A 22939-nucleotide genomic window follows, 5' to 3' on the forward strand; every position below is an offset into this window, starting at 1 on the left:
CACACCTCCTTTTTCTGTGTATGCACTCAAGAAACTATTAACTTTGTGCAAAATTTATGTAAATCTTAAAAAATTTAACTGTAGTAACATTTAATCTTATAACATTATCATCTTATCATTAATTTGCACTCTCATATAGGATGAATTTTAAGGTTTCACTCGGTAAAGATAGGATAAAAAATAGTAAGCTTTAATTATTCGAAGTGGGAAAGAGGGAGAAATAATGAAAGAATATGATAGTAATTTGAAAAAGATTGAGCAAAAAGTTGAAACATTGAAGTCGAAAAGTGTTAGCGATTATGTAGAGTCATATAATCAAATAGAAAATGATATTGTTGAACAAAAAAACTTGATTCGCAATGATTTAATGCCTAAAAATAGACAAGAAGATGAAAGAATTAGAGAAATCGCCGACAAAATTCATTTGCATATCCGTACTGGCCTTGAAACATATAGTAATGTAGACGATATACTTAGTTATTTAGAGCCTGCTTTTCAAAGAAGTAAAGTAGATAAAACTTATGGGCGTGCACTTGTGCTCTTAGAAGAAAATATGGTTATTGAACAAATCAAACACAAGTTTAAAGATGCTAAGTATAATGCTCACTTGATAATTTTAATTTTAGATAAGTTTATCGAATTAAGTACTGAAATTATGCCTAATAGCTATACAAATATTTTGAAATCAGAGCAATCATATTTCAAAATATATTATGATAACATGTAATATTATTTAATTTATTAAGTAGTTTGATGTATAATGGAGTTAATATAAATAAGTAAGGAGATAAAAATATGAATGAAGTAAATAAAGTTATTTACATTGTTTTAGCCGTTTTTTTAGGTAGCTTTGGTATTCATAAATTTTATGCTAGAAAAACAGGAATGGGATTATTATTCTTAGTATTTTGTTGGACTGGTGTTCCACAAATTTTAGCTATCATAGGCGCAGTATTAACATTGTTCAAACCAGCAGATCAAAATGGTAACGTGTTAGTATAATCACAATTAAAAAATATACTCATAATAGCTGTAAAGTAATCTATCATTTTGGATTGCTTTATAGCTTTTTTAGTTAAAAGGCAAAATTTTACGTTCAAAATAAGAAGTTTTAATAAATAAAAAGGGAGCGTTTCATATATTGATTAGCTTAAAAATATATTCGTAAACAATTGTTTTATACATATAATTTCATTTTTTAGTATAAGAATGGTTATTTAATTTAAAGGTGGTTTTGTTTTGAATTTATTGAGTTTTGTAATTGTTATGTTTGTTTGATCAATTAAGTTGGCTACATTGAAAAAGTAGGACTTTAATTTTCAAAGCATTTTAACATAAAATTATATATGATTGCGCCGTATTTTGGCGAGACTCTTGGGGAACAGGACAAGCTGAAGACTACAGGCTGAAGCTGTCCTCTAAGAAAGCGAGCTAACAATACGAAGTATTGAATAAAAAAGAAGCACTTAGAGGATTGAATTGAATCATCTAAGTGCTATTTATCTAGGATTTATGTCCCAGGCTCTATCTATAGTTTAATTTATGAAATTAACATTAAATTAAAAAAACTTTGTAAATTTTACAATTCAAATTAAATATTGTCATAGCAGTATTTAATTTATAAACATTTAAATTTATAAATGTATCGTGATAGACAAAACATTATTATTTGTTATGATTAAACAAACGCTCACATAATTGAAAACACTGTAACGATTAAAATATTGATAATCGAGGTAATGCTTATGACATTTTATAATTTTGTAATCGGTTTTATAGAAGATGATACACCGCTCGGGCAACTTGCGCATAATATTATTGGCGACAAAAATTTTCCGAAAAATGAAACAAGCTTTATTGCATTAAATTCGTATTTCTATAGTAACTATTTTGATCATGAAGTTTTAGCTTCTGCCAAGCGAGCATTAAGTTTATATCGACATAACGTAGAGTTAGCTAATTAATAATTTAATTGTCATAATACCAATTTTGTTTTTCTAAGGCAGCTTTTATATCTGTTGTTTTAAAATTAATTTCGTTGTTTCTAATAGAAAAAGGTTCAATGATATTTTGTGCCATCCAAGAATTAATGAGTTCCTTTGGCAATCCATCTAGTTCCATGTCACTTTTGCTTAGTACAAAGCATTCCCAATCAAGTGAAATATTAGAAGGATTGATATAATTACATTCATTAATTTGATTCATAAAAACACTCCTCAATATTGTAAATCCGACGTTAACTTTTACCCATGTAAAACATAAATAAAACGGTTTGTATGATACAAATTTATTTCTTCTAATATTTCTTGTTTACTACCTACGTTTATGTTGAAATATGAACGCTAAAATACTGCAATGGGGCATATGAGATGTATCAATATATGAACAGACAAAAGTGGGACCTTGTATAATGATTACTATCTCCAGGTTGGAGCAATAAATCATAAATGCTACAATGCTTGCCATAAGTATATAGAAATGGGGCTATGCCACCTATCTTTTTAGATAAGTTGCATAGCCCCATATTTTATAATTTATTTTAAAAGTTTACTTTGAAGTTACCACGGTATAATTCCTAAAATACACGCAACAAGTATCATAAATAAACTAGATCCAACTGCCCATTTTATTACAATTCTTTGATTTTGTCCGTATTCTATATCAAGCATACCAACTAGTAAATAACCAGCGGCATATAAAGGACTTAGTACATGTAATGGTTGGCCTAATACAGAAGCTCTTGCCATATCAACTTTTGAAATACCGAATTGATGTGCAGATTCAGCAAGAATTGGTAGTACACCATAATAGAATGGGTCGTTTGCCATGAAGTATGTAAAAGGCCCACTTAATATCGCAGTTATCAATGCAAAATGATTACCCATAGCATCTGGAATGATATTTACTAAGGCATTTGCCATTTCATTAACCATTTTTGTACCGTTCATCACACCTGTAAAAATACCAGAGGCAAATACTAAACTAATAACTGATAATACATCGCCTGCATGTTTTTTAACCACTGAATTTTGAATACTAAGATTTGGATAATTTAATAAAATTGCGATTCCAAACCAAAGCATAAACATTACTGGGATTGGTAGTATACCTATTACCAAACAGACAATTAGTGAAATTGTAAGTATTGCATTTGGTATCAACATTTTTGGTCTTTTCAGCAATGAGTCTTCAGTTGAAATTTCTGGTTTAATGTCATTTAAATCTATATCGGTATAAGATGTAATATGTCTTTTAGCTCGTTTTCCTAGTATGAACGCAACACCGAAAGCAAAAACAATACCTGCGATCATTGCAGGTATTATAGGAATAAATACTTCTTCGGTTGTTACTTGCAAAGAAGAAATAGCTCGAGCTGTCGGGCCGCCCCAAGGTAACATATTCATAACACCAATAGATAATAATGCAAGCGTTGACAGTGTGTATAAACTCATACCAATTTTTTTATAAAGTGGCATCATTGCTGTGACAGTGATAATAAATGTAGTTGTGCCATCTCCATCCAATGCCACCATTGAAGCTAATATTACAGTACCAAATGCAATTTTAACGGGATCCCCTTTGACCACTTTAATGATTTGGTTAATTACAGGTTCAAATAGACCCGCATCTATCATAACTCCGAAATAAAGAATTGCGAATGTAAGCATAATTCCTGTCGGTGCAACTGTTTCTATTCCTTCGAGCATAAATTTACCTAACCCAGCATAGAACCCACCAAGCAAAGCGAAAATTGTTGGTAAAACAATTAAAGCTGTTAATGCTGACATTTTACGCGTCATGATTAATATCATAAAAATAATTATCATGATAAAACCTAATAATGCTAAATTCATAATGTTCTCCCCCTTATTTTTTATATTATAGCGTTTTCAGAAAATTTGTAAATTTATATTTACAGCATAATAATATATATAAAATCATAAAAAGCTTCATAGTTACAGATATAGTAACCACAAAGCTTTTATAAATAAGTTGAGATATTTATTAGTATTATAAAAAACCAATTACAAAAGGTTTCCATAATGGATAGCTTAATAAAACGAATGAAAATATGGAAACACATAGTGCGAATAAATTAGCAATACGGTCGCCACGTATTGCTGCATATATATTAATTAATATAACGCCTAAGATAAATAGTCCGCCTGCTAATATCGGCAGTTTGCCTTCTAAAACTTCGTTTACTACTAACAATGGAGTAGCAAGTGTGATTAATGACAAGAACAGTGATAATAATGTTGTAGCATATTTCAAAATGTTCAGCCCTCTCTTAAATAATAAGATGAATAGAATATTTATTGATACAATAGCACTTAACAAAAATAATATTTGTTAAGCAATATAATTGCAAGTTATTTTTAAGATTAGTTGGACAGGATTATAGTAAGCAAACTGTTTAAAATTAAAAACAATCTATCAACTTGCACGTAAAATTAATTATGAAATAGGGGGATTTGGTCTCCTGTTGTCAACGATTTATCAATCACTGTTATTAAGCAAATAAATCATCGTCATCACCGTTAAAGTAATATATAAGCCAGTGTTCATCTACATAATAATTATCATACTTTCTAGCGTGCTGTTCTAAAACAAGTGTTTCAAAATTTAAGTTACTAAAAAAGACTTTGCCACTGATATTATTTGAAATAAGTGAAGTCATCAATATTTCAATTTCTTTTTCATGACATATTTCAAATATTTGACGCATAAGCATTTTTGAAATAAGTTCTTTGGAAATTTGACTTTCATCTTTAATGCACATATTTTCTAAGGTTGCTTTATGAGATAAACTATAGGTTTGGTGATGGATTAGTGTAACAGCGCCAATAAGAACATCTTGTTCGAAAGCTCCAAGAACGATACAATCTGTTGAATCTGCAGATAATAGTTTGTGTAAATCTGTATCATTTAAGCACTTCTCATTTTGTAATTTCCAGGCTAATACTTCGAGTTCTTTATGAATGCCTTGTAGTAATAAGGATTTATAAATAGAAAAATCTTCAGTAGTTAAATAACGAATTTGCGTCATTCAATGCCTCCTAACTTCTGCAAAGTGTTTTTTATAATGTATGAATAATTCTCGTTTACCAATTTAATTATAATATTAAAGGAAATAATTTATTTGAGCAATACTATCTTTAATGTTTTACAAAAATATGTGGACATTTACAATTCAAGATACAAAAGAATGGGTTTTTATAAAGTTTTAAATTTATTTTAATATGTATTTTAAGTAAATAAGAGAAATATGATAATTATGGTATAATGTAGTGAGACGCATAAATGTGAATGGAGGCATAAATTGTGGGAGCTTTAATAACTATTATAGTTTCACTAGCAGTGCTAATCCTGATTTCTTTTGCTGTATTAATTGCTTATATCTTTTCTCAAAGTAAAGATGAAGGGAACAAGTGATTAAATTTTATGTAAGCATTAAAGCATCTAGATTTTACATCAGGAATAAAAAGACAAAAAACCCCTCAAAAATTTCAAATAAGAAATTTTCGAGGGGAAATAAATTAGTCAACTACTGATACATTTAAGTCAACTTCGATGTTGCCACGTGTAGCTTTTGAATATGGACAAAATTCATGCGCGTCTTGTAAATATTTCTCAGCTTCTTCTTGAGATAATACATTTTTAACTTTTGCATCAATTGAGACGCTTAATTTAGGGCTTTCAGCGTCTGGGTCATCTTCTAAACGTACTGTTAAAGTAACTTCTGGCTCAGCGCCTCTAACTTTGTTTTGTTTTAAGATTAAATCAAATGCGCCATTAAAACATGAAGCATATCCGGCTGCAAACAATTGCTCTGGGTTCGTACCTTTTTCAGCATCAGCTTGAGCTGGTGGCACAATTGCTACATCAATTGCTTTATCATCAGTTTGAACGTGACCATTACGTCCACCTGTATTTGTTGCTTTTGTTTCATAATTTACTGCCATTTTATGACCTCCTTAAAAACTTCTAATTCATGTTTACCCAAGAAAAATTATTTAAATCATTTCAACGAGTAATTTATATGTTTTTTAATTGTATTATTTTTAGAAATTGTTATACAATTATTTAAATATTACTTATAAAAGGAAGTTTAAACATGGCAAAAGTTGATATAGCTGTAACAATTGCACCTGAACATGAATTACTACAAACTACAATTGAAGATTTGAAACAATATCAATCATCTATAGATATTATAGAACTAAGAATAGATCAATGGTCAGTTTTTGATGAAACATATCTGGCGAAAATTGCTGAAGATATCTACAATTTAAACTTAAATAAAAAATTATTAGTAACCTATCGAACGAAGACACAAGGTGGAGAAGGTCTACTAGAAAACGACGCATACTTAAACGTGCTAAAGAGGATAATTCCATTAAACTACATCGATATGATAGATATTGAATATGAAGAAGCTATGCCAATAGAAAAATATCATACAGTAATAGATTTAGCGCATCGTGAAAATCTAGAAGTTGTCTTATCACAACATAATTTCAAAAAGACACCTAAATTGGAAATTTTAAAACGTTTATATTATAAAATGCATCAGCTTGAGCCAGATTATTTAAAAGTAGCTGTTATGCCTCATGATAAACAAGATGTCTTAAACTTATTAAATGCAATGTCTGAGACAGTAGACACGGTTTCACAAAACGTTGTTGGTATAGCGATGTCTAAGTTAGGGTTAATTTCAAGAACTGCTCAGGGATTGTTCGGAGGTTCAGTTTCATACGGTTGTTTAGATGCACCTAAAGCGCCTGGTCAAATTCATGTTGAAAAATTAAAAGAACAAATTAAATTATACGAGTAGTTTGAAAATAGTGGTCGCCTGATTTATAATTGAAAATAATTATCATTAACGAAAGGGCGATAATCAATGGAACTACAAGATGCAATTGCACATCGTAGAAGTATTAAGGTTTTTAAAAGAGACATGACGATAGATGATAACGCATTATATCAAGCAATACAGCAAGCGACAGACGCGCCCAATCATGGTATGAGAGAGCCTTGGAGAGTGGTTCATATCGCTAAAGATCGTTTAGGTCCGATGAGTAAACAACTCTCAGAAGTTGCCTTTCCTAATTTAGATAAAAAACAAGAAAATCATTATAATACCGTTACGAATCTTGGTGGCATGCTTGCCTTAATTCTAAAAAGGGATCCGAGACAACGAGAAGATTTAGAGAATAACATGGCATTTGGCGCTTTCGCACAAAACCTAATGTTATTGTTGTATGAAGCTGGTATTGGCACATGTTGGAAATCACCGACATATATATTTACGCCTGAAATAAGATCAATATTTAATGTAAAGGATGATGAACAACTTGTAGGTTTCTTATATCTTACAGATTTACAAGATGAGATGCCACATAGAAAACGTCATGCGGAGCAGGTAATAGAAAAGTTTTAAAGCAAATTTTAGGGAGTGAGATAAGAATCAAATTTTGCGTTAGATTCTTATCCCACTCCCAATTGTTATAGCTATTCACTCAAAATTTAAAAATAATGTTTATATAAAAAATGAGAGAGTGAGACAAAAATCTAATTCATTTAAAAAGATTTCGACGGCCTGTTAGTAAGGGCGAGTAGGGTTGAGAGGGACAAAAGGCCTACTTAAGTCTAAGGTTATTATAAGGTCCCACTAATTTAAAACTGGTTACAAGAGCTGGTGCTCATGCATAAGAACCACTAACTTTCAAAAGTGAAACACATGTGTATGGGCTCAGGTGTAAGAGCCACTAACTCAAAACTGATTGCATGAGCTAAAGCTCATGCATAAGAGCCACTAACTCAATAAATTGAGAAGTGGCTCTTTAAAGAAGTGGCTCTTTAAAAAATACTGCTATTACAAAGATTAAGGCTGGACATTTAATTTGCCCCAGCCACTTAAAATGAGATAAAAAATCTCAATTATTTAAATGTTTCAGCTAAAAATGATTCTACTTGTTCTGGTGATTTTGCATTAGCTGAGTGTAAGTGAGCTAATTTTTCTCCATTTTTAAATACTAATAAGCTTGGTATACCCATCACGTCGTTGTCAGCTGCAACGTCTTCAAGCTCATCACGATTAACTGTAAACCAATCGTAATCATTGTATTTTTCTTGGATAGGGTCAATCCACATATCCATTGCTTTACAGTCAGGACACCAGCCAGCTTCGAATTTCACAATAACTGGATTACTACTTTGTACAGTTTCTTTAAATGCTTCATTTGTATTAATAGGTTTCATAAATTTCTCCTTTTTAAAAATATAATTAAGCTTATTATAACGGACATTTTAAAGTTATAAAAAAAATCAGCTTATTAATTAGAGCGTTTTAGCAATAAATTTGATATATTAATGTTAACTAGTTATAGGAGGTACAGAATAATGATAAAATTTTACCAATATCCTAATTGTACTACTTGTAAAAAAGCAGCTAAGTTTTTACAAGACTACGGTGTGAGCTTTGAACCAATCGATATAGTGCAGCATACGCCCACTAAAAACGAGTTTAAAGAAATTTTAGAGGCTACAGATATCGATATAAATAAACTTTTTAATACGCACGGTGCTAAATATCGTGAATTAGGTCTTAAAGACAAAATGAGTGATCTTACTGATGATGAAAAGTTAGATTTATTATCAACAAATGGTATGTTGGTCAAAAGACCATTAGCTATTTCTGGAGACAAAGTTACAGTAGGTTTTAAAGAAGACCAATATAAAGCAACATGGTTATCTTAATTCCTTTTTTATAAAAAAAGTAATCTCTGTAAGTTGTAAATATAAATAATATATGTAAACGCTTCAACTATTGCTGTGAAAACATTATAAAAATATTAATATGTCAAGAAATAGTTGATTGTATGGTATGCATATGGCATCATTAATATGTAAAATCATTTAGGAGGGGATTCTCGTGGCAGTACCGAGTGAATTAAAATATTCTAAAGAACATGAATGGGTAAAAGTTGAAGGTAATACAGTAACTATTGGTATCACTGAATACGCTCAAGGTGAACTTGGCGACATCGTATTCGTTGAATTACCAGAAGTTGATGACGAAATTAATGAAGGCGACACTTTTGGTAGTGTTGAATCCGTAAAAACAGTTTCAGAACTATACGCGCCTGTATCAGGTAAAGTAGTTGAATCTAACGACGAGTTAGAAGATAGCCCAGAATTCGTAAATGAATCACCATACGAAAAAGCTTGGATGGTTAAAGTTGAACTAAGTGATGAAAGTCAATTAGATGAATTATTAACTGCTGAGCAATATTCAGAAATGATTGGCGAATAATATAACATTGAACTCCATGATATAATTATCTTGGAGTTTTTCTTATAGCACTGTAGATTATTGAAAACTTAGGAATTATATAAGCCTAACAAGTTCATCTTAATTTTAAAAAATGATAAATTATGGTTGTAATAATAAGAAATGTTTTAACTATGTAAATTATGTTTATTGTCACCACGGATTGTGAAGAACTAAGTAGAAAGATTTACTATCAACATTTAGAGGGTGGATGTCATGACGATACTGAACCAAGTAATTGTTGTCGAAGGAAAGTCAGACAAGAAACGAGTCAAACAGGTAATTGATCAACCGATAGAAATTATCTGCACGAATGGTACGATGGGTGTAGATAAATTAGATGAAATGATCGATACTTTATATGACAAGCAAGTATATATTCTTGTAGATTCTGATGATGAAGGTGAAAGAATACGAAAATGGTTCAAACGCTATTTAAGTGAGAGTAGACATATAAGAGTAGATAAAAAATTTTGTGAAGTTGCTCGTTGTCCTAGACCATATTTATCTAGAGTATTGGAAAAACATGGTTTTATAGTAAAGGATGAGGACAAAGTAGCGAAAGCAAGATTGGATTATATAGCTGAAAGGGTAAGTTTATTAACATGAATGTAACAAGTGAACAACGCGTTGACGTCAATAAATATATAAACGAAGATAAGTATCTTATATTTGGTTATACGCCAACATGTGGGACATGTAAGATTTCTGAACGTATGCTAGATATTGCGAATGATATTTTGAAATTACCTACAATAAAAATGGACTTAAACTTTCATCCCGATTTTAGCCAATCGTATGAAATTCAATCTGTACCAGTTTTATTAGTAATGTCAAAAGGTGAAGAGCAAAAAAGAATCTATGCGTTTCAATCGGTGCCTTATTTGTTAGAAAATTTAAAATAGTTATTGACGAAACATTAGTGCAATGGTAGGATTAAAAATAATTAAATAATGAAACTCTTATCACGAGAGGTGGAGGGATGTGCCCTATGAAGCCCGGCAACCGTCTTTAAAAGAAATGGTGCCAATTCACATAAAGTTTTAAAACTTTAGAAGATGAGAGAAGCAATTTTGCTTTCTCTATACTTCGGTGAACATAGAGGAAGCATTTTTTAATTGAAGGAATAGCAACACAAGGAGGAAACACTATGATTGAGTTAAATCAAATAGTCAAAAAGTACAAAACGAAAAAACAGGACGTACTGGCTGTAGATCATGTTGATTTAAGTATTCAATCAGGCTCGATTTTTGGAGTAGTTGGTTTTTCAGGTGCGGGGAAAAGTACTTTAATTAGACTTTTAAATAACCTCGAACAACCGACTTCAGGAGACGTCATTATCGATGGAGATACAATTGGTAAGCTATCAAAATCACAATTAAGAAAAAAGCGTCAAAAAGTGAGCATGATATTTCAACATTTTAATTTACTATGGTCGCGTACTGTATTAAATAATATTACATTTCCATTGGAAATAGCCGGGGTACCTCGCCGTGAAGCAAAACAACGAGCAAAAGAATTAGTAGAACTTGTTGGACTAAAAGGTAGAGAAAGTGCATATCCTTCAGAGCTGTCAGGTGGTCAAAAGCAACGTGTAGGTATTGCACGTGCGTTAGCAAACGAACCAACTGTATTACTTTGTGATGAAGCGACAAGTGCTTTGGATCCACAAACAACAGATGAAATTTTAGAGTTATTATTGAAAATTAAAGAAGAAAGAAATTTGACAATAGTGATTATCACGCACGAAATGCATGTCATTAGACGTATATGCGATGAAGTAGCTGTTATGGAAAACGGTCGTGTGATTGAACAGGGTCAAGTATCCACTGTCTTTGAAAATCCACAACATGCCGTTACAAAACGCTTTGTCAAAGATGATTTAAATGATGATTTCGATGAATCTATTAGTGACTTAGTATCGCTTAATGAAGATGATTATGTTGTACGTTTGAATTTCACAGGGAATAATGCCACGCAACCACTAGTGTCATACATAACGAAAACACATAATATTGATGTGAATATATTAGAAGCTAATATTAAACATACAAAAGACGGTTCACTTGGATTCTTAGTAATTCAATTGGGCGAGGTAAATTCAGAAAAATTCGAAAAGTTCAAAAATGATTTAGAAGCGCAACATGTATCAGTGGAGGTGTTAAGACATGGGTAATTCATTGAGTGACATCCTCCGCGAGATGTTTACAATGCCAAACGTCAGCTGGGACGAAGTTTGGTTAGCGACATACGAAACAATTTATATGACAGTAATTTCGACAATTTTTGCGTTTGTATTAGGTTTAATATTAGGTGTATTACTATTTTTATCAGCTAAAAGTAAATCACCTATAGCAAGAGTTTTCTATAGCGTTGTTTCATTTATAGTTAACTTGTTTAGAGCGATACCATTTATTATTTTAATACTTTTATTAATTCCATTTACAAGTTTAGTCTTAGGCACGATTAGTGGTCCAACTGGAGCATTACCAGCTTTAATCATTAGTGCGGCGCCATTCTATGCTAGACTTGTAGAAATTGCATTTAAAGAGATTGATAAAGGTGTTATTGAAGCGGCTTGGTCAATGGGTGCTACTACTTGGACTGTAGTCAAAAAAGTACTTTTACCTGAAGCGATGCCAGCGTTAATTTCAGGTATTACTGTTACAGCGATTGCTTTAGTAGGTTCAACTGCAGTGGCCGGTGTTATTGGTGCAGGTGGTTTAGGTAACCTAGCTTATTTAACAGGTTTCACTAGAAATCAAAATGACGTTATTTTTGTTTCAACAATTTTAATCCTTATTATAGTGTTCATCATTCAATTTATTGGTGATTGGGCTACTAATAAAATTGACAAGAGATAATCTTAAAAAGGGGGACTTTTTATATGAAAAAATTATTTAGTTTAGCTTCTGTGCTTGTATTAGCGCTTGTTTTAGCAGCCTGTGGGAATAGTGGAGGTAGTGAAGATAAAAAAATTACAGTAGGTGCTTCTCCAGCCCCTCATGCTGAAATATTAGAAAAAGCCAAGCCATTATTAAAAGATAAAGGCTATGATTTGAAAATTAAAACAATCAATGATTATACAACACCGAATAAATTATTAGATAAAGGTGAATTAGACGCAAACTTTTTCCAACATACACCTTACTTAAAAACTGAGAAAAAAGATAAAGGATATAAAGTAGAATCAGCGGGTAATGTTCATTTAGAACCAATGGCTGTTTATTCTAAAAAGTATAAGAGTCTAAAAGATTTACCAAAAGGTGCCACAGTTTATGTTTCTAATAATCCAGCTGAAGAAGGCCGTTTTTTAAAATTCTTCCAAGATGCAGGATTAATTAAAATAAAAGATGGCGTGAAGATTGAAGATGCAAAATTTGATGATATCGTAGAAAACAAAAAAGATATCAAATTTAATAATAAACAATCTGCAGAATACTTACCGAAAATTTATCAAAATGAAGATGCTGATGCTGTCATTATCAACTCTAATTTTGCAATCGATCAAAAATTAAGTCCTAAAGATGATTCTATTGTATTAGAGAAAGCGAAAGACAATCCTTATGCCAATTTAATTGCTGTTAAAGAAGGGCATAAAGATGATAAAAAAATCAAAGCATTGATGGAAGTATTACAATCTAAAGAAATTAAAGATGAAATCAATAAAAAATATGATGGTGCCGTTGTACCAGCTAAATAATATTGAAGTATGCAAAGAACCCTAAAACCACAGTGGTTTTAGGGTTCTTTTTGTTTAACTTTAATTAGAAAAAGGGTAGTGTTTGAAAATTATCGAATACAAAGCATAAAAGATACACCCATCTATTTCATTTAACTCAAGATATTTATTACGCTTGTTTTTAATCTCATCATACGTTTTGATTTTTTTGTTTAGCGTAATATCTTTTAAGAATTCCAAATCTTGTAATTTATATATGCGTCTAGCGTACTCAAATACGTGTTTAAATATACTTAATGCTTCTTTGTTTACTTGATATACATAGCCTTTATTATCTATTTCATCGAATACTTTTTATGCATAAGAGAGTGTTATTTTGTTGATTAAAATGTCTTCATCGACAAATCTTTTCAAAGTGTTTAGTTTACTTAACTTTGTTTTAAATGTAACTAATTGGAATTATACAAATGCGATTCTGAAATCTTGGTATAACGACAATATAAAATCAATAGAAGATGTACAAGCTAGAAAGAATAAACGTGAAAAAACTAGTTCAAGTAATGAAGAAGATGATTGGCTTAATTCACCAGAAAGACAACAATACTTGAATGCATTTGATAATGGAGGTCCTTTATGAAAAGTATAGATGAAATGGATATGAAATCTAAATTAAAATATAGCATTGAGAAACAAGAAAATGATTTAAGATGCGAACGCTGTGGCAATCTATATGATTATGTAAGGTTTAGTAATGGTAGTGAAGTGCGTATAGGTTGTGATTGCGAAATGATTGAATTAGCTAAAAATAGCACTAGTAGGTATAAGGATAAGATTAAACGTGGAAAGATTAACAGTATTTTTAATCATTCAATGTTAAATGATGATTTGAAAAATGCTACGTTTGATAATTATATTCCGCCGAATGAGAATTTAACCAGATCAAAGCAAATTATTTAGAGATATGTATCTAAATTTTCAATGGAAAAAGAAAATAAGTGCTCATTGCTTTTGCAGGGGTCATTTGGACTAGGAAAATCGTCTAGCCCTTAATGAATTAAAGGCGCAAGGATATACTGTATTGTTCGCTGATGTTACTCAGTAAGTATCTACCTACAGAGATACTTATAATAAGCATTCTGATACGACTGAAAAAGAACTAGATACCATTATTAAAGACGTAGATTTCTTAGTTCTTGATGATTATGGAATGTCTCTTACAAACTATGGAAAATCTAAAATATTTGATGTCCTTAATCTAAGAACAGGACAAAACAATATTTTTACTACAAATAACACTGAAAAAGAATTAATGGGAGATAAAGATCTTTCAAAGATATTCTCAAGAATGATGAAAAATACAACAACTATAAAAATGTCTGGTGAAGATTACAGACTTAAAAGTCGTAAAAATTAATTTCATAAACCGGTGGCTATATACTGTAGTTTTTCATAATGTTTTCACGCAAGGGGTACCTATTTGGGTGCTCCCTTTTTGTTAAAAATTGTTAAGAAATGCAAATGTTCTGAGTATATAAGGGGGCACGTTTCGTTCTTTCATGATGATAATTGATGACAATTTAGAGTGTGGGGTGGGGGCGTGAAACGCGATGTTACAAATTGTTACGGCATTATTTGTTTCCGAAAAAAGAGTAACCAAAAGTACATGCTCAAAAAAGAGCTATAGCAAACGGACAAAAAAGTCCGATTGGATTGAAGGAAAAGTAATGTTAATCAAAAATGATTAATATTGGTCACATAAAAAAGTTTATCCAATAGTAGTTGGTTTATATCAATCGTAATATCATTTACAGTACTTTGCTAGCAAGGCAATATAGTTTAAAGTAACTTATTTAAAATAACTGATATAGATTGCAATGACAACAAAGATAGCTGCACAAATAGCATGCACGATAAAAATCGAATAGAACGTGCTCTTTCTCATTAACTTTAAGTTGTTACCTTTAGCTTTTCTATTATTATCCCAACGAAATATAGATGCCCAAAAGTAAGCGTAGATAGGTATAGCGATAATTCCTAGTATAATAGCGACGGGTAAGCTCATAATAAATCTCCTTTACTTGTTAATTTAAAATTAGTAAAACTATTCCAACAATTATAAATAAATATGCTAAGTATGGTTTTGGACCACCTAATAATTGAACTACTCCTGCAAGTATTAAAAAGATTCCAATTAATGTTTGAGGAGCTAAATGTAACGAGTAGAGGTTAAATGTTGCTCCGATATATATGTATAAACCTAATATGACAGAAAAAAACATAGTGATAAGTAACAGATACCTTTTCATAAAGACCACCAATTATAATAATGATTTGATAATAATTCTATTATTATGAGTTAGATAATGAAATTGCAATAATGTTCACGAAAGAGAACGTTAGTTCTATATATGGCATCGTGTGATTATGTATGATAAAACTATTCTATTGTTGTTATATAGGCATTTTTGTAAATGTTTAACAGTTTTAAAACAGCATTAAAAAGCGAACGTTAGTTTTTTTAAACGTGTAAAAAAGGTATAAAGTAAAATGGATTGAGGTGAAAAAACAATGACATTAGTAAAAGAAAAAAGAAGCAAACCTTACCCGATGACCACTTGCAGATACTCAACGTGATAAGAAATGCTTCGAATAAATATATTACTAAAGAAAAGATATTAAATCAATTAGGTTATGAGATAAATAGCACAAACGAACGATGGATTAGATCAGTAATTAGTAACTAAATTGAGCGACATGGGTATGCTATTGGTTGTAGCTATAAAAAGGCGCAACGTGGCTATTACATGATTAGTAATAAGGAAGAACAACAACAAGCAATGCTCAGTATACAAAGGCTTATCGATGGCAGTATGAGACGTTATGAAGCTATAAAGAAACTAGAGGTATAGTAGGTGAGTATTATTATTGATAATCAATCAGAGCTTGTATATGGCACATATGACCCACCAATGACATACGAAGTAAAAAAAGAAGTTAGTGATTATGAATTACTTACAAGATTTAATCCTTACTACATCTCAGAAAAGATAAGTGGAGCAGAAGAAGATATAGAAATGATGTATGAACGCATTTACCCACGTTTATCTAGTGATGAATACCTACATCAAATATACTATGAAGCTTTTCCGCTAGAGACATTAGCAATAGAGATAATGGAGCAAAAGCAGAAGTTGGATAAGTTTGTTCGAAAGAGTCAAAGAGACTTAAAAGCTTTTTATAAGGTGATAGGTAAGTACACTATTAATGAACAGAATGATATTAAGCGATATATGAAATCTCATGGCACCTATATACCAGATATTATAGACATATTAAAGCGCGAATTGTATAAACTAGTAACAGATAATCGCACAAAAAGAAATGAATTACGAGAAATTAAACGACGTGAGCATAATGAAGCACAAGCGAAACAAATTAAAGAAGAGGGGCAAAGTAGAAATGGCAGAATATGGATCACTTGCTGAATATGAAAAAAATTTAACTAGAATCGTTAATGAAACAGAGCCCTCAAGAATCAAGAAGGCAGATGATAAGTTGGATTATGGCGGAGATAAAGACTTTGAAAAAGTATTGGAAGATAAAAAAGTATTTTTAAAAATTAATGGATAGATAAGGAGTGACAAAATGAAAACACAACATTTATTCGATGAATATAATGATTATATTAATAATCAAGAACAAAGTATTTTAGATTTAGAACAACAAAAGCAAGAACTGGAAGCTAAAAATAAGGCGAATCAATCTAAATATAAAGAATTAATTGCTAGTGGTGAAGATGCCAAAGCAGATGACTTGTTCACTGTAATTGCAGAAGATGACAATAGATTGAAAGCCATAACTAAGCGTTTTGATACGAAAAAAGAGGTTTCACAAGACGCAAGAGACAATAAAACTATTGAATTATTGAAGCATCAAAAAGACTTACCGCATTTATATGCGAATGAAAAAGTTGAACTACTTGAAGAATTAAAAACTGTCGTAGATCAATACAATGTAGTTGTAGACAAAATTGAACGTGTAAATAAGGATTATGAAGATGAATTTTTACATTTTACTGATGTGTATCAAAGTGAGGATATATTTAAGAAGTCTCAAAATGATAAATCAATTACTCTAGCATTAAGGAATAACTTTAAAGAAACATTATACAGTGATTTTATAAATGTTAGTGAATTACCGTTCATACATCATAAAAAATTAAAATTTAAAGGTGGTAAATAGAAATGACAAATACACAATATAAATTAAATAATACTGAGAATACAATAGATAAATTAAAGAAATCTTATAACTTAGATGATGAATTTATAGATGCAATTAAGCAATCAGTAATTGCAGATGTTAAAGCTAATATGCCTAAAAGTGAAAAGAGTTCAGGCGACAAAATACTTGAACTTGCTAAGAAAAACAGAAAAATTTAATTGTATAAAAAATTGGGCTGGGCTTATGTCTAGCCTTTTTATAAAGAGGTGATTGAATGAGTGAATTAAAGCCAAGACAAGCAAAGTTTGTCTCTGAATATCTAAAGACACTAAACTTAACACAGTCGGCTATCAAGGCAGGATACAGTCCATAGAGCGCCCACACACAAGGCAGTAGACTATTAAAGAATGAAAAAAGATAGCAAACTATCTCAATGAAGTTAAAAGCAAGGTTATTGATGATAATGTGCTTACTGCGAATGAGATACTACATCTTTTGTCTAATGCAGCAGTAGGAGAAGAACCAGAAATGAAAGAGGTAGTCACTAAACGTGGTTAATACGTGAAGAATTCAGATACAGGCAAATACAACATCATTTACAACGAAAGCGTTGAGATGATTGAAGTACCTATTAAGGTAAGTGATCGTTTAAAAACGCGTGATTTATTAGGTAAGTATCACACGTTATTTACAGATAATCATGAGCTTACTGGAGATACACCAGTAATCATTAATGTTGGTGAATGGGGTGATGAAGTAGAAGAAGAAATGGATAAGCAGTACCCTAATAGAACTAAGATTATAAATGATGTTCCGTTGGGGGATTAGTATTGTAGCCACTATCTTTATAAAAGGATGGTGGTTTAATAATTTTTTTAAAAGATTTTGAAATATATATTGTAATAAATTTTAAATGGCAGTAGTTTGTAATAGAGGAGATGATAAAATGAAAAAATATATTGAGAATATAGAAAATACCTTTGTAGGTTATTTAAGAAACATAGGTGAATATGGGGAAAATAATATTGTATTAATGGAAGAGTTAAAAAATATAATTAAAGGTAATGGGTTATGGGATGAATCTACAATTATTTATGGTATAGCATTGGATAATCCTAACGAAGTAGATCCATTAAATTATCGATATGATGTTTGTGTAGTGCTAAAAGATAAAAATATGAAGCAATTAAAATATCGTTATATTGAAGGTGGTTTATATCTTATTTTAAGAATAGAGCATACTTCACAAGCAGTGCAAAACTTGTACATGCGCTTGCATGAGCTTGTTAGTGAAAGTAGGTATGAGTATGATAATACAAGAGTGATTATGGAAAGATACATAGTAAACGTTGTAGAACAACACGAGTGTGATATATGTATACCAATTAAATATTGACCACCGTAATCATCTATTGGCAGAAATGTTAGTGGGTTATTTGTTATCGTTACATTCAATTATTAAGATTAGACATTTAGGAACATAATTCAGACATATGGGCAATAAAAAACAAATAAATAAAAGGTTATGTACAATGTGGTTGTAGGGAACTAAAAAACAGGGGGTATAGGTTTGAAAAACAAATTTTTGAAATTTAGCACTGTATTTTTAGCAAGTACGATTTTATTACAACCTTTAACAATGAGTTCAGCGCAAGTGAAAGCAGCTACTACAGAGAAAAATAATGACCAACAAGCAAAAGAAGAGTATATTAAGTATAAAGAAGCTTGGATTAAAGCAATTAATGAAATGCCAGAGAGTGATTTTAAAGACCCATCAGTTAAACAAGAATTAAAGAATAACATAGCAGCTTCAGAAGAACGTGGTAAAGCGACAATAGCTGCAAAAGCAGCAGCAGAAGGTATAAGAGCTGTAATGAAAAAGGTTGGCCAAAAAGGCTGGGATAAAATGATTAAAAAAATAGAAACTACTTCTGGTCAAGAGCTTGTAGCATTACATTACAAATCTGTAACCAATTTAGTTAACATGCTTGCACAATCTCAGAAAAAGGCAACAGTAATCATAAGTGATTATTTGCAAAAAAATGCTGGATTAAATAAAGTGGCAGCAGATGGAGTTGCAGCAACATTTGTTGCAGTCATACTATAATTTATAAATAGGAGAGTTTTTATGCCTAAGTCACAACAAGTTTTAGTAGGAATTACTTTATTCTTGCTAGCGTTTAATATAGTTATACCAGTTATAGGAGAAACATTAAATGTTGGAGCGATAGATTTTAGTTCAACTTTAATTAGATGCACTCAAGGGCTATTTATTATAATCTTTGGTATTTTTACATTTAGACAAATTAAGCGAAAAGGATTTAAGTAGCATAAGATAGAGGCTGGGACATAAACATCTCAGACTAACAAAAAAGGCAATTTCTATTGAAATAATATAGAAATTGCCTTTTTCATTATTATTTTGATTATAGTTAGCTCGTTGAGCTACTACTTTTCTTATATTAAGTGCCATTAATACAAATCCAAGTTCTCTTTTGACTTTATTTATGCCTCTAACCGACATTCGAGTGAAACCCAAAATAGCCTTCATAAATCCAAAAACAGGTTCTACATCCATTTTTCTTTGATTGTAGATTTCTTTTGTTTCTGGTTCTGAAAGCTTTTGATTGATTTGGACTTTTAAATATTAAGGAGTGGATTGAAATGAGTCTAAAAGAAATGTGGAATTACTTATTAAATAAAAAGTGACGTACTAATGATATATTAACGATTATAGCCTGTGTGTTTGTTGTAAGTTTGGTTACAACGCCATTGGTCGGTGTACCAGTTGGTGCTATCGTCTATTTACTTTGGTTTGATAAGAATTTCAAAAAATAGGTTGAAATTAATTAGTATTTAAATTTAATACTAACAGAAAGAGTAATAAAGTATTTCCTAGCAGTTGAGTTTGAATTAAACAATTCTAAGGTGTAAAATATAATTAAGTTTTAATTGATAGATTAGCTAAGTTAAATGTAAAAGGTATGATTGTTACTTTGAATATTTAATGTTATTAGTTATAAATTATTAATTTTAACTGTAATGGGAGAACTTAAAAGAATGAGAGTCATGCATCTTGATGAAGCTCTATTATTAATATATAACATGAATGAAATATCATTTTCGCTATTGATATTTTATTATTATTAAACCCGACAATTATGTTATATGCATTTTCATTTCAGTATAGATGAAAACGTATATAAGTTATGTGTCGGGTTTTATTTGTGACATTTCACTAAATAAAAATTGAATGAAATTACTCACAATCTAGAGTTCTAAAAATCAATTTTCATTTTAATAATTCTGTCATATTAATCTAACTCTAACAAGGATATCTAGTTTAGTATTTCTTTTTGAAATTTTAAACACAACTATAGATAATTAAATACGTAAAAACCGAGACATTCATTTATGCCTCGGAATCATTTGTACTTATTTTGATTATTAAGATTGATCGTATTCGTCTTTAATATCACCGACAATGTTTTCTAAAATGTTTTCCATTGTGATAATACCAAGCGGGTTTTGTTGTTCATCTTCCACTAAAGCTATATGAATTTGGTGTGATTTCATTTGCTCTAAGACTTGATGATATTTTGAATTTAATTTGATTTTAAGAATCTTATGAGTGATTTCTGTAAGCGAGTTTATTTCATTACTTAATAGATCTTTTGCATGTATATAACCTACAATTTGTGTAGAAGTGTCTTTAATCACAGGAAATCTTGTGTAGTTTGCGTTACTTACGTATGCTTTAGTTTCGTCAATATTACTATTAATATCAATAACTGAGACTTGTTCAAGTGGCAAGTAACCATCCGCAATTTTCATTTCATCAAATGCGAAAGCACGGTTAATGTGTGTTAACTCATTTTCAGAAATTTCTCCGCCTTCATGACTTTCTTTAATTAATAGTTTTAATTCTTCTTCTGAATGATATAATTCACTTTCTTTAGCAGGTTGCATGCCAAACATTTTTAAAATTAATCTTGCCGAGCCGTTAAGAATGTATATAAATGGATAAAATAATTTGTAAAACATGATAATTGGCTTAGCAATGAGTAATGTGATTTGTTCGGCTTTTTGGATTGCAATTGTTTTAGGTGCCATTTCACCAACCACAACGTGTAAATAAGTTGCAATTACAAACGCACTAATTAATGTGAATATATGAATCATTGTTTCTGAAAGGCCTAAGCTACTAAAAATAGGATGTAATAAAAACTCAAACGTAGATTCACCGACCATACCAATACCTAAAGCTGTAATTGTTATACCGAGTTGACAAGCAGCGAGATATTCATCTAAGTGTGATACTACTTTTTGTGCGGCAACTGCTTTTTTATTTTCTGCATTCGCAAGTGAGTTAATCCTTGATGTTCTAACTTTAACGATTGCGAATTCTGTGGCCACAAAGAATGCGGTTAAAGCTAATAATAAAATAAATGTAATTAAACTAATAAAGGTTCCCAAAAATTAATTAATTCCTCCGATATATTGTTATTCAATCATTTCTGATTGGTATTCTATTATATAAAAAGTACAGGTTCATAGCTAGTGTAAAGAATTACTTTATGTGAAATAAGATGGTTGAACGATAATGAATGGCTATTAATTTAATTTGTAAATAAATGCAATACCAATTAAAAAATCATTAGTCATCTGCTGTAATTTTTCCTAATTTATAACTTATAATAAATCCTAATATAAGTGTAATGATTGAAATTATCCAAGTTATAAAAGTGCCAGGTAGACCTGGGAACACTGCATAAAGTGAGCCAACTACAAAGCCTATAATAAGGGCGTATGTGAGAAACGTATAATAGGATAGTAAATACTGAATTAATTTACTTGAGAATAAAAATCCACAAATAATACCCAAGCCTACAGTTAATAAAACAGGTACTGCTGCAAAGTTTAATGACAGAAATTCTGAAATAGCAAACATTACTGTGCCATAAACGCCAAAGACGAGTAACATGAACGAACCTGATATACCAGGTAGTAACATAGCACTAGAAGCACAAACACCCGCTATAAAATATTTGATCATTAAACCGAAATCTAATGTTAAAGTTTCTCCAGCGTGTTTATCTCCATTATTTAGCAAAGTAATAACCACTATAATAATGATACCTAATAACAACAATATATAGTGCTGTATACTAAACGTTTGTTTGAATTTAGAAGTTTTCAATAGATAAGGAATAATTCCTCCGATAAGTCCAACAAAAAAGAACATTGTTGGTACTGTATGTGAGCTAAGTAAATAATTAATAAGTTTACTTAATACTCCAATTGCGATAACCATACCCAGACCAATAGGAATTAAAAATTTCAGACTTTCCCAAAATCGTTTTGAAAAAATCCCACTAACGGAACGTATGAAATCATCATAGATACCTAGCAACAGTGCAATTGTTCCACCGCTTACTCCAGGGACTAAATCAGTCGTGCCCATTGCAAAACCTTTCCATAAATTAGACCATTTAATTTTTGACATATCTTTCTCCTTTTTTAATAATGTAGTAATGATATTAGCATAAAAAAATGAAATACAATATTATAAACACTAAGAAGCTAAATGATGTAGATACCATATTTATAATGTGGATTAATGTAAAAAAGAGAATTTATTGCATTGAGAACATTAAGGATATTTTTATCATTTACAGAAAACATAGTAATATTAT

General features: G+C 30.6%; 32 protein-coding genes, 4 pseudogenes and 1 riboswitch. Of the genes and pseudogenes, 25 read left to right on the forward strand and 11 right to left on the reverse strand.

The genetic code is table 11. The features are described from left to right. Positions 1 to 223 precede the first annotated feature (223 nt). From ACF91D_RS12670 to ACF91D_RS12680, 3 genes are all read left to right on the forward strand, one after another. Positions 224 to 727 carry a hypothetical protein gene (locus ACF91D_RS12670; protein ID WP_327621028.1) on the forward strand — a complete coding sequence of 168 codons (504 nt, stop codon included), beginning with the start codon at positions 224 to 226 and terminating at the stop codon, positions 725 to 727. A 68-nt stretch (positions 728 to 795) separates the two neighbouring features. Beyond that, on the forward strand, positions 796 to 1002 hold the full coding sequence (locus ACF91D_RS12675) for a TM2 domain-containing protein (RefSeq protein WP_039068705.1): 207 nt from the start codon (positions 796 to 798) through the stop codon (positions 1000 to 1002). Positions 1003 to 1745: 743 nt separating this feature from the next. Beyond that, positions 1746 to 1964 (forward strand): YozE family protein, encoded by a 219-nt coding sequence (locus tag ACF91D_RS12680; RefSeq protein WP_039068706.1) that lies wholly within the window; start codon positions 1746 to 1748, stop codon positions 1962 to 1964. A gap of 4 nt (positions 1965 to 1968) precedes the next feature. On the opposite strand, the gene ACF91D_RS12685 is transcribed toward ACF91D_RS12680, so the two are convergent. From ACF91D_RS12685 to ACF91D_RS12705, 5 genes are all read right to left on the reverse strand, one after another. Further along, positions 1969 to 2205, reverse strand: coding sequence for a hypothetical protein (locus ACF91D_RS12685; RefSeq protein WP_039068707.1), 237 nt, complete (start codon positions 2203 to 2205; stop codon positions 1969 to 1971). A gap of 353 nt (positions 2206 to 2558) precedes the next feature. Continuing rightward, a complete protein-coding gene (locus ACF91D_RS12690) occupies positions 2559 to 3854 on the reverse strand; it encodes a CitMHS family transporter (protein ID WP_039068709.1) in 1296 nt (431 codons plus the stop codon). Positions 3855 to 4011: 157 nt separating this feature from the next. Next, entirely contained in the window at positions 4012 to 4275 is a 264-nt protein-coding gene (locus tag ACF91D_RS12695) for a hypothetical protein (protein WP_039068711.1), read from the reverse strand. Between the two features lie 238 nt (positions 4276 to 4513). Continuing rightward, the gene (locus ACF91D_RS12700; protein ID WP_039068712.1) at positions 4514 to 5050 is read right to left on the reverse strand and encodes a GNAT family N-acetyltransferase; all 537 of its coding nucleotides are present in this window, start codon (positions 5048 to 5050) and stop codon (positions 4514 to 4516) included. A 490-nt stretch (positions 5051 to 5540) separates the two neighbouring features. Continuing rightward, a complete protein-coding gene (locus tag ACF91D_RS12705) occupies positions 5541 to 5966 on the reverse strand; it encodes an organic hydroperoxide resistance protein (RefSeq protein ID WP_039068714.1) in 426 nt (141 codons plus the stop codon). 152 nt (positions 5967 to 6118) lie between these two features. Here ACF91D_RS12705 and aroD point away from each other — a divergent pair, with 152 nt between their 5' ends. Next, entirely contained in the window at positions 6119 to 6838 is a 720-nt protein-coding gene (aroD, locus tag ACF91D_RS12710; RefSeq protein ID WP_327621027.1) for a type I 3-dehydroquinate dehydratase, read from the forward strand. 66 nt (positions 6839 to 6904) lie between these two features. Continuing rightward, the gene (locus ACF91D_RS12715; protein WP_069792489.1) at positions 6905 to 7444 is read left to right on the forward strand and encodes a nitroreductase family protein; all 540 of its coding nucleotides are present in this window, start codon (positions 6905 to 6907) and stop codon (positions 7442 to 7444) included. Positions 7445 to 7944: 500 nt separating this feature from the next. Here ACF91D_RS12715 and ACF91D_RS12720 read toward each other — a convergent pair whose 3' ends face one another. Then, positions 7945 to 8265, reverse strand: a complete 321-nt coding sequence (locus ACF91D_RS12720) for a thioredoxin family protein (protein WP_107548620.1) — start codon at positions 8263 to 8265, stop codon at positions 7945 to 7947. Positions 8266 to 8406: 141 nt separating this feature from the next. On the opposite strand from ACF91D_RS12720, the gene ACF91D_RS12725 reads away from it, so the two are divergent. From ACF91D_RS12725 to ACF91D_RS12755, 7 genes are all read left to right on the forward strand, one after another. After that, positions 8407 to 8763 carry an arsenate reductase family protein gene (locus tag ACF91D_RS12725; RefSeq protein WP_039068722.1) on the forward strand — a complete coding sequence of 119 codons (357 nt, stop codon included), beginning with the start codon at positions 8407 to 8409 and terminating at the stop codon, positions 8761 to 8763. Positions 8764 to 8938: 175 nt separating this feature from the next. Next, a complete protein-coding gene (gene gcvH / locus ACF91D_RS12730; protein ID WP_017722393.1) occupies positions 8939 to 9319 on the forward strand; it encodes a glycine cleavage system protein GcvH in 381 nt (126 codons plus the stop codon). A 234-nt stretch (positions 9320 to 9553) separates the two neighbouring features. After that, the gene (locus ACF91D_RS12735; protein ID WP_039068723.1) at positions 9554 to 9946 is read left to right on the forward strand and encodes a toprim domain-containing protein; all 393 of its coding nucleotides are present in this window, start codon (positions 9554 to 9556) and stop codon (positions 9944 to 9946) included. Next, positions 9943 to 10242 (forward strand): thioredoxin family protein, encoded by a 300-nt coding sequence (locus ACF91D_RS12740; protein ID WP_101050266.1) that lies wholly within the window; start codon positions 9943 to 9945, stop codon positions 10240 to 10242. Before ACF91D_RS12735 ends, ACF91D_RS12740 begins: the two co-directional genes overlap by 4 nt. Positions 10243 to 10296: 54 nt before the next feature. Further along, a riboswitch (SAM riboswitch) is annotated at positions 10297 to 10402 on the forward strand. Between the two features lie 85 nt (positions 10403 to 10487). Next, positions 10488 to 11513, forward strand: coding sequence for a methionine ABC transporter ATP-binding protein (locus ACF91D_RS12745; protein ID WP_069792487.1), 1026 nt, complete (start codon positions 10488 to 10490; stop codon positions 11511 to 11513). Further along, positions 11506 to 12201, forward strand: a complete 696-nt coding sequence (locus ACF91D_RS12750; protein ID WP_039068729.1) for a methionine ABC transporter permease — start codon at positions 11506 to 11508, stop codon at positions 12199 to 12201. The genes ACF91D_RS12745 and ACF91D_RS12750 overlap by 8 nt, the downstream gene beginning before the upstream one ends. Positions 12202 to 12224: 23 nt before the next feature. Then, the gene (locus tag ACF91D_RS12755) at positions 12225 to 13040 is read left to right on the forward strand and encodes a MetQ/NlpA family ABC transporter substrate-binding protein (protein ID WP_039068731.1); all 816 of its coding nucleotides are present in this window, start codon (positions 12225 to 12227) and stop codon (positions 13038 to 13040) included. Positions 13041 to 13151: 111 nt separating this feature from the next. Here the strand turns inward: ACF91D_RS12755 and ACF91D_RS12760 are convergent. After that, a pseudogene (locus tag ACF91D_RS12760) lies at positions 13152 to 13466 on the reverse strand (tyrosine-type recombinase/integrase); the annotation flags it as partial. Between ACF91D_RS12760 and ACF91D_RS12765 the strand changes: the two are divergent. From ACF91D_RS12765 to ACF91D_RS12775, 3 genes are all read left to right on the forward strand, one after another. Beyond that, positions 13408 to 13656: a DnaD domain protein gene (locus ACF91D_RS12765; RefSeq protein WP_081324993.1), complete on the forward strand. Its 249-nt coding sequence runs from the start codon at positions 13408 to 13410 to the stop codon at positions 13654 to 13656. The pseudogene ACF91D_RS12760 and the gene ACF91D_RS12765 overlap by 59 nt on opposite strands. Continuing rightward, the gene (locus ACF91D_RS12770) at positions 13653 to 13976 is read left to right on the forward strand and encodes a hypothetical protein (RefSeq protein ID WP_119571399.1); all 324 of its coding nucleotides are present in this window, start codon (positions 13653 to 13655) and stop codon (positions 13974 to 13976) included. Before ACF91D_RS12765 ends, ACF91D_RS12770 begins: the two co-directional genes overlap by 4 nt. Before the next feature lie 211 nt (positions 13977 to 14187). Continuing rightward, on the forward strand, positions 14188 to 14433 hold the full coding sequence (locus ACF91D_RS12775; protein WP_392437135.1) for an ATP-binding protein: 246 nt from the start codon (positions 14188 to 14190) through the stop codon (positions 14431 to 14433). 432 nt (positions 14434 to 14865) lie between these two features. Here ACF91D_RS12775 and ACF91D_RS12780 read toward each other — a convergent pair whose 3' ends face one another. Continuing rightward, positions 14866 to 15081, reverse strand: a complete 216-nt coding sequence (locus ACF91D_RS12780; RefSeq protein WP_039068734.1) for a hypothetical protein — start codon at positions 15079 to 15081, stop codon at positions 14866 to 14868. 511 nt (positions 15082 to 15592) lie between these two features. Here ACF91D_RS12780 and ACF91D_RS12785 point away from each other — a divergent pair. The 9 genes and pseudogenes from ACF91D_RS12785 to ACF91D_RS12825 all read left to right on the forward strand — a co-directional run bounded on the left by ACF91D_RS12785 (position 15593) and on the right by ACF91D_RS12825 (position 19572). Next, positions 15593 to 15928: pseudogene (locus ACF91D_RS12785) on the forward strand (pathogenicity island protein). A gap of 3 nt (positions 15929 to 15931) precedes the next feature. Then, a complete protein-coding gene (locus tag ACF91D_RS12790) occupies positions 15932 to 16504 on the forward strand; it encodes a hypothetical protein (protein ID WP_069792486.1) in 573 nt (190 codons plus the stop codon). Continuing rightward, positions 16479 to 16649, forward strand: coding sequence for a hypothetical protein (locus ACF91D_RS12795; protein ID WP_155278125.1), 171 nt, complete (start codon positions 16479 to 16481; stop codon positions 16647 to 16649). Before ACF91D_RS12790 ends, ACF91D_RS12795 begins: the two co-directional genes overlap by 26 nt. A 15-nt stretch (positions 16650 to 16664) precedes the next feature. Beyond that, positions 16665 to 17261 carry a pathogenicity island protein gene (locus tag ACF91D_RS12800; RefSeq protein ID WP_208182251.1) on the forward strand — a complete coding sequence of 199 codons (597 nt, stop codon included), beginning with the start codon at positions 16665 to 16667 and terminating at the stop codon, positions 17259 to 17261. 2 nt (positions 17262 to 17263) lie between these two features. Further along, the gene (locus ACF91D_RS12805; protein ID WP_327621026.1) at positions 17264 to 17461 is read left to right on the forward strand and encodes a hypothetical protein; all 198 of its coding nucleotides are present in this window, start codon (positions 17264 to 17266) and stop codon (positions 17459 to 17461) included. A 56-nt stretch (positions 17462 to 17517) separates the two neighbouring features. Next, positions 17518 to 18071, forward strand: a pseudogene (locus ACF91D_RS12810) (terminase small subunit). Between the two features lie 118 nt (positions 18072 to 18189). Further along, positions 18190 to 18639, forward strand: coding sequence for an AraC family transcriptional regulator (locus ACF91D_RS12815; protein ID WP_158262131.1), 450 nt, complete (start codon positions 18190 to 18192; stop codon positions 18637 to 18639). A 174-nt stretch (positions 18640 to 18813) separates the two neighbouring features. Further along, positions 18814 to 19350 (forward strand): hypothetical protein, encoded by a 537-nt coding sequence (locus tag ACF91D_RS12820; protein ID WP_052253484.1) that lies wholly within the window; start codon positions 18814 to 18816, stop codon positions 19348 to 19350. Positions 19351 to 19371: 21 nt separating this feature from the next. Then, positions 19372 to 19572: a hypothetical protein gene (locus ACF91D_RS12825; protein WP_039069874.1), complete on the forward strand. Its 201-nt coding sequence runs from the start codon at positions 19372 to 19374 to the stop codon at positions 19570 to 19572. Here the strand turns inward: ACF91D_RS12825 and ACF91D_RS12830 are convergent. Then, positions 19565 to 19890, reverse strand: a pseudogene (locus ACF91D_RS12830) (transposase); the annotation flags it as partial. The gene ACF91D_RS12825 and the pseudogene ACF91D_RS12830 overlap by 8 nt on opposite strands. A gap of 74 nt (positions 19891 to 19964) precedes the next feature. On the opposite strand from ACF91D_RS12830, the gene ACF91D_RS12835 reads away from it, so the two are divergent. Then, positions 19965 to 20081 (forward strand): VraH family peptide resistance protein, encoded by a 117-nt coding sequence (locus tag ACF91D_RS12835; RefSeq protein WP_327621042.1) that lies wholly within the window; start codon positions 19965 to 19967, stop codon positions 20079 to 20081. A 609-nt stretch (positions 20082 to 20690) separates the two neighbouring features. On the opposite strand, the gene ACF91D_RS12840 is transcribed toward ACF91D_RS12835, so the two are convergent. Then, positions 20691 to 21719: a hemolysin family protein gene (locus tag ACF91D_RS12840; protein ID WP_208182254.1), complete on the reverse strand. Its 1029-nt coding sequence runs from the start codon at positions 21717 to 21719 to the stop codon at positions 20691 to 20693. Positions 21720 to 21900: 181 nt separating this feature from the next. Then, a complete protein-coding gene (popT, locus tag ACF91D_RS12845) occupies positions 21901 to 22749 on the reverse strand; it encodes a polyprenyl-phosphate transporter PopT (RefSeq protein ID WP_101094358.1) in 849 nt (282 codons plus the stop codon). Between the last annotated feature and the right edge of the window lie 190 nt (positions 22750 to 22939).

It is taken from the genome of Staphylococcus sp. 231237_7MaSpsaltlick (assembly GCF_043107035.1).

Excerpts from the sequence above, each read along its gene's own strand:
- ACF91D_RS12670 (WP_327621028.1), top strand. The coding sequence starts at position 224 with ATGAAAGAATATGATAGTAATTTGAAAAAGATTGAGCAAAAAGTTGAA.
- ACF91D_RS12675 (WP_039068705.1), top strand. The coding sequence starts at position 796 with ATGAATGAAGTAAATAAAGTTATTTACATTGTTTTAGCCGTTTTTTTA.
- ACF91D_RS12680 (WP_039068706.1), top strand. The coding sequence starts at position 1,746 with ATGACATTTTATAATTTTGTAATCGGTTTTATAGAAGATGATACACCG.
- ACF91D_RS12685 (WP_039068707.1), bottom strand. The coding sequence starts at position 2,205 with ATGAATCAAATTAATGAATGTAATTATATCAATCCTTCTAATATTTCA.
- ACF91D_RS12690 (WP_039068709.1), bottom strand. The coding sequence starts at position 3,854 with ATGAATTTAGCATTATTAGGTTTTATCATGATAATTATTTTTATGATA.
- ACF91D_RS12700 (WP_039068712.1), bottom strand. The coding sequence starts at position 5,050 with ATGACGCAAATTCGTTATTTAACTACTGAAGATTTTTCTATTTATAAA.
- ACF91D_RS12705 (WP_039068714.1), bottom strand. The coding sequence starts at position 5,966 with ATGGCAGTAAATTATGAAACAAAAGCAACAAATACAGGTGGACGTAAT.
- aroD (WP_327621027.1), top strand. The coding sequence starts at position 6,119 with ATGGCAAAAGTTGATATAGCTGTAACAATTGCACCTGAACATGAATTA.
- ACF91D_RS12715 (WP_069792489.1), top strand. The coding sequence starts at position 6,905 with ATGGAACTACAAGATGCAATTGCACATCGTAGAAGTATTAAGGTTTTT.
- ACF91D_RS12720 (WP_107548620.1), bottom strand. The coding sequence starts at position 8,265 with ATGAAACCTATTAATACAAATGAAGCATTTAAAGAAACTGTACAAAGT.
- ACF91D_RS12725 (WP_039068722.1), top strand. The coding sequence starts at position 8,407 with ATGATAAAATTTTACCAATATCCTAATTGTACTACTTGTAAAAAAGCA.
- ACF91D_RS12735 (WP_039068723.1), top strand. The coding sequence starts at position 9,554 with ATGACGATACTGAACCAAGTAATTGTTGTCGAAGGAAAGTCAGACAAG.
- ACF91D_RS12740 (WP_101050266.1), top strand. The coding sequence starts at position 9,943 with ATGAATGTAACAAGTGAACAACGCGTTGACGTCAATAAATATATAAAC.
- ACF91D_RS12745 (WP_069792487.1), top strand. The coding sequence starts at position 10,488 with ATGATTGAGTTAAATCAAATAGTCAAAAAGTACAAAACGAAAAAACAG.
- ACF91D_RS12750 (WP_039068729.1), top strand. The coding sequence starts at position 11,506 with ATGGGTAATTCATTGAGTGACATCCTCCGCGAGATGTTTACAATGCCA.
- ACF91D_RS12755 (WP_039068731.1), top strand. The coding sequence starts at position 12,225 with ATGAAAAAATTATTTAGTTTAGCTTCTGTGCTTGTATTAGCGCTTGTT.
- ACF91D_RS12765 (WP_081324993.1), top strand. The coding sequence starts at position 13,408 with ATGTCTTCATCGACAAATCTTTTCAAAGTGTTTAGTTTACTTAACTTT.
- ACF91D_RS12770 (WP_119571399.1), top strand. The coding sequence starts at position 13,653 with ATGAAAAGTATAGATGAAATGGATATGAAATCTAAATTAAAATATAGC.
- ACF91D_RS12780 (WP_039068734.1), bottom strand. The coding sequence starts at position 15,081 with ATGAGCTTACCCGTCGCTATTATACTAGGAATTATCGCTATACCTATC.
- ACF91D_RS12795 (WP_155278125.1), top strand. The coding sequence starts at position 16,479 with ATGGCAGAATATGGATCACTTGCTGAATATGAAAAAAATTTAACTAGA.
- ACF91D_RS12800 (WP_208182251.1), top strand. The coding sequence starts at position 16,665 with ATGAAAACACAACATTTATTCGATGAATATAATGATTATATTAATAAT.
- ACF91D_RS12805 (WP_327621026.1), top strand. The coding sequence starts at position 17,264 with ATGACAAATACACAATATAAATTAAATAATACTGAGAATACAATAGAT.
- ACF91D_RS12815 (WP_158262131.1), top strand. The coding sequence starts at position 18,190 with ATGAAAAAATATATTGAGAATATAGAAAATACCTTTGTAGGTTATTTA.
- ACF91D_RS12825 (WP_039069874.1), top strand. The coding sequence starts at position 19,372 with ATGCCTAAGTCACAACAAGTTTTAGTAGGAATTACTTTATTCTTGCTA.
- popT (WP_101094358.1), bottom strand. The coding sequence starts at position 22,749 with ATGTCAAAAATTAAATGGTCTAATTTATGGAAAGGTTTTGCAATGGGC.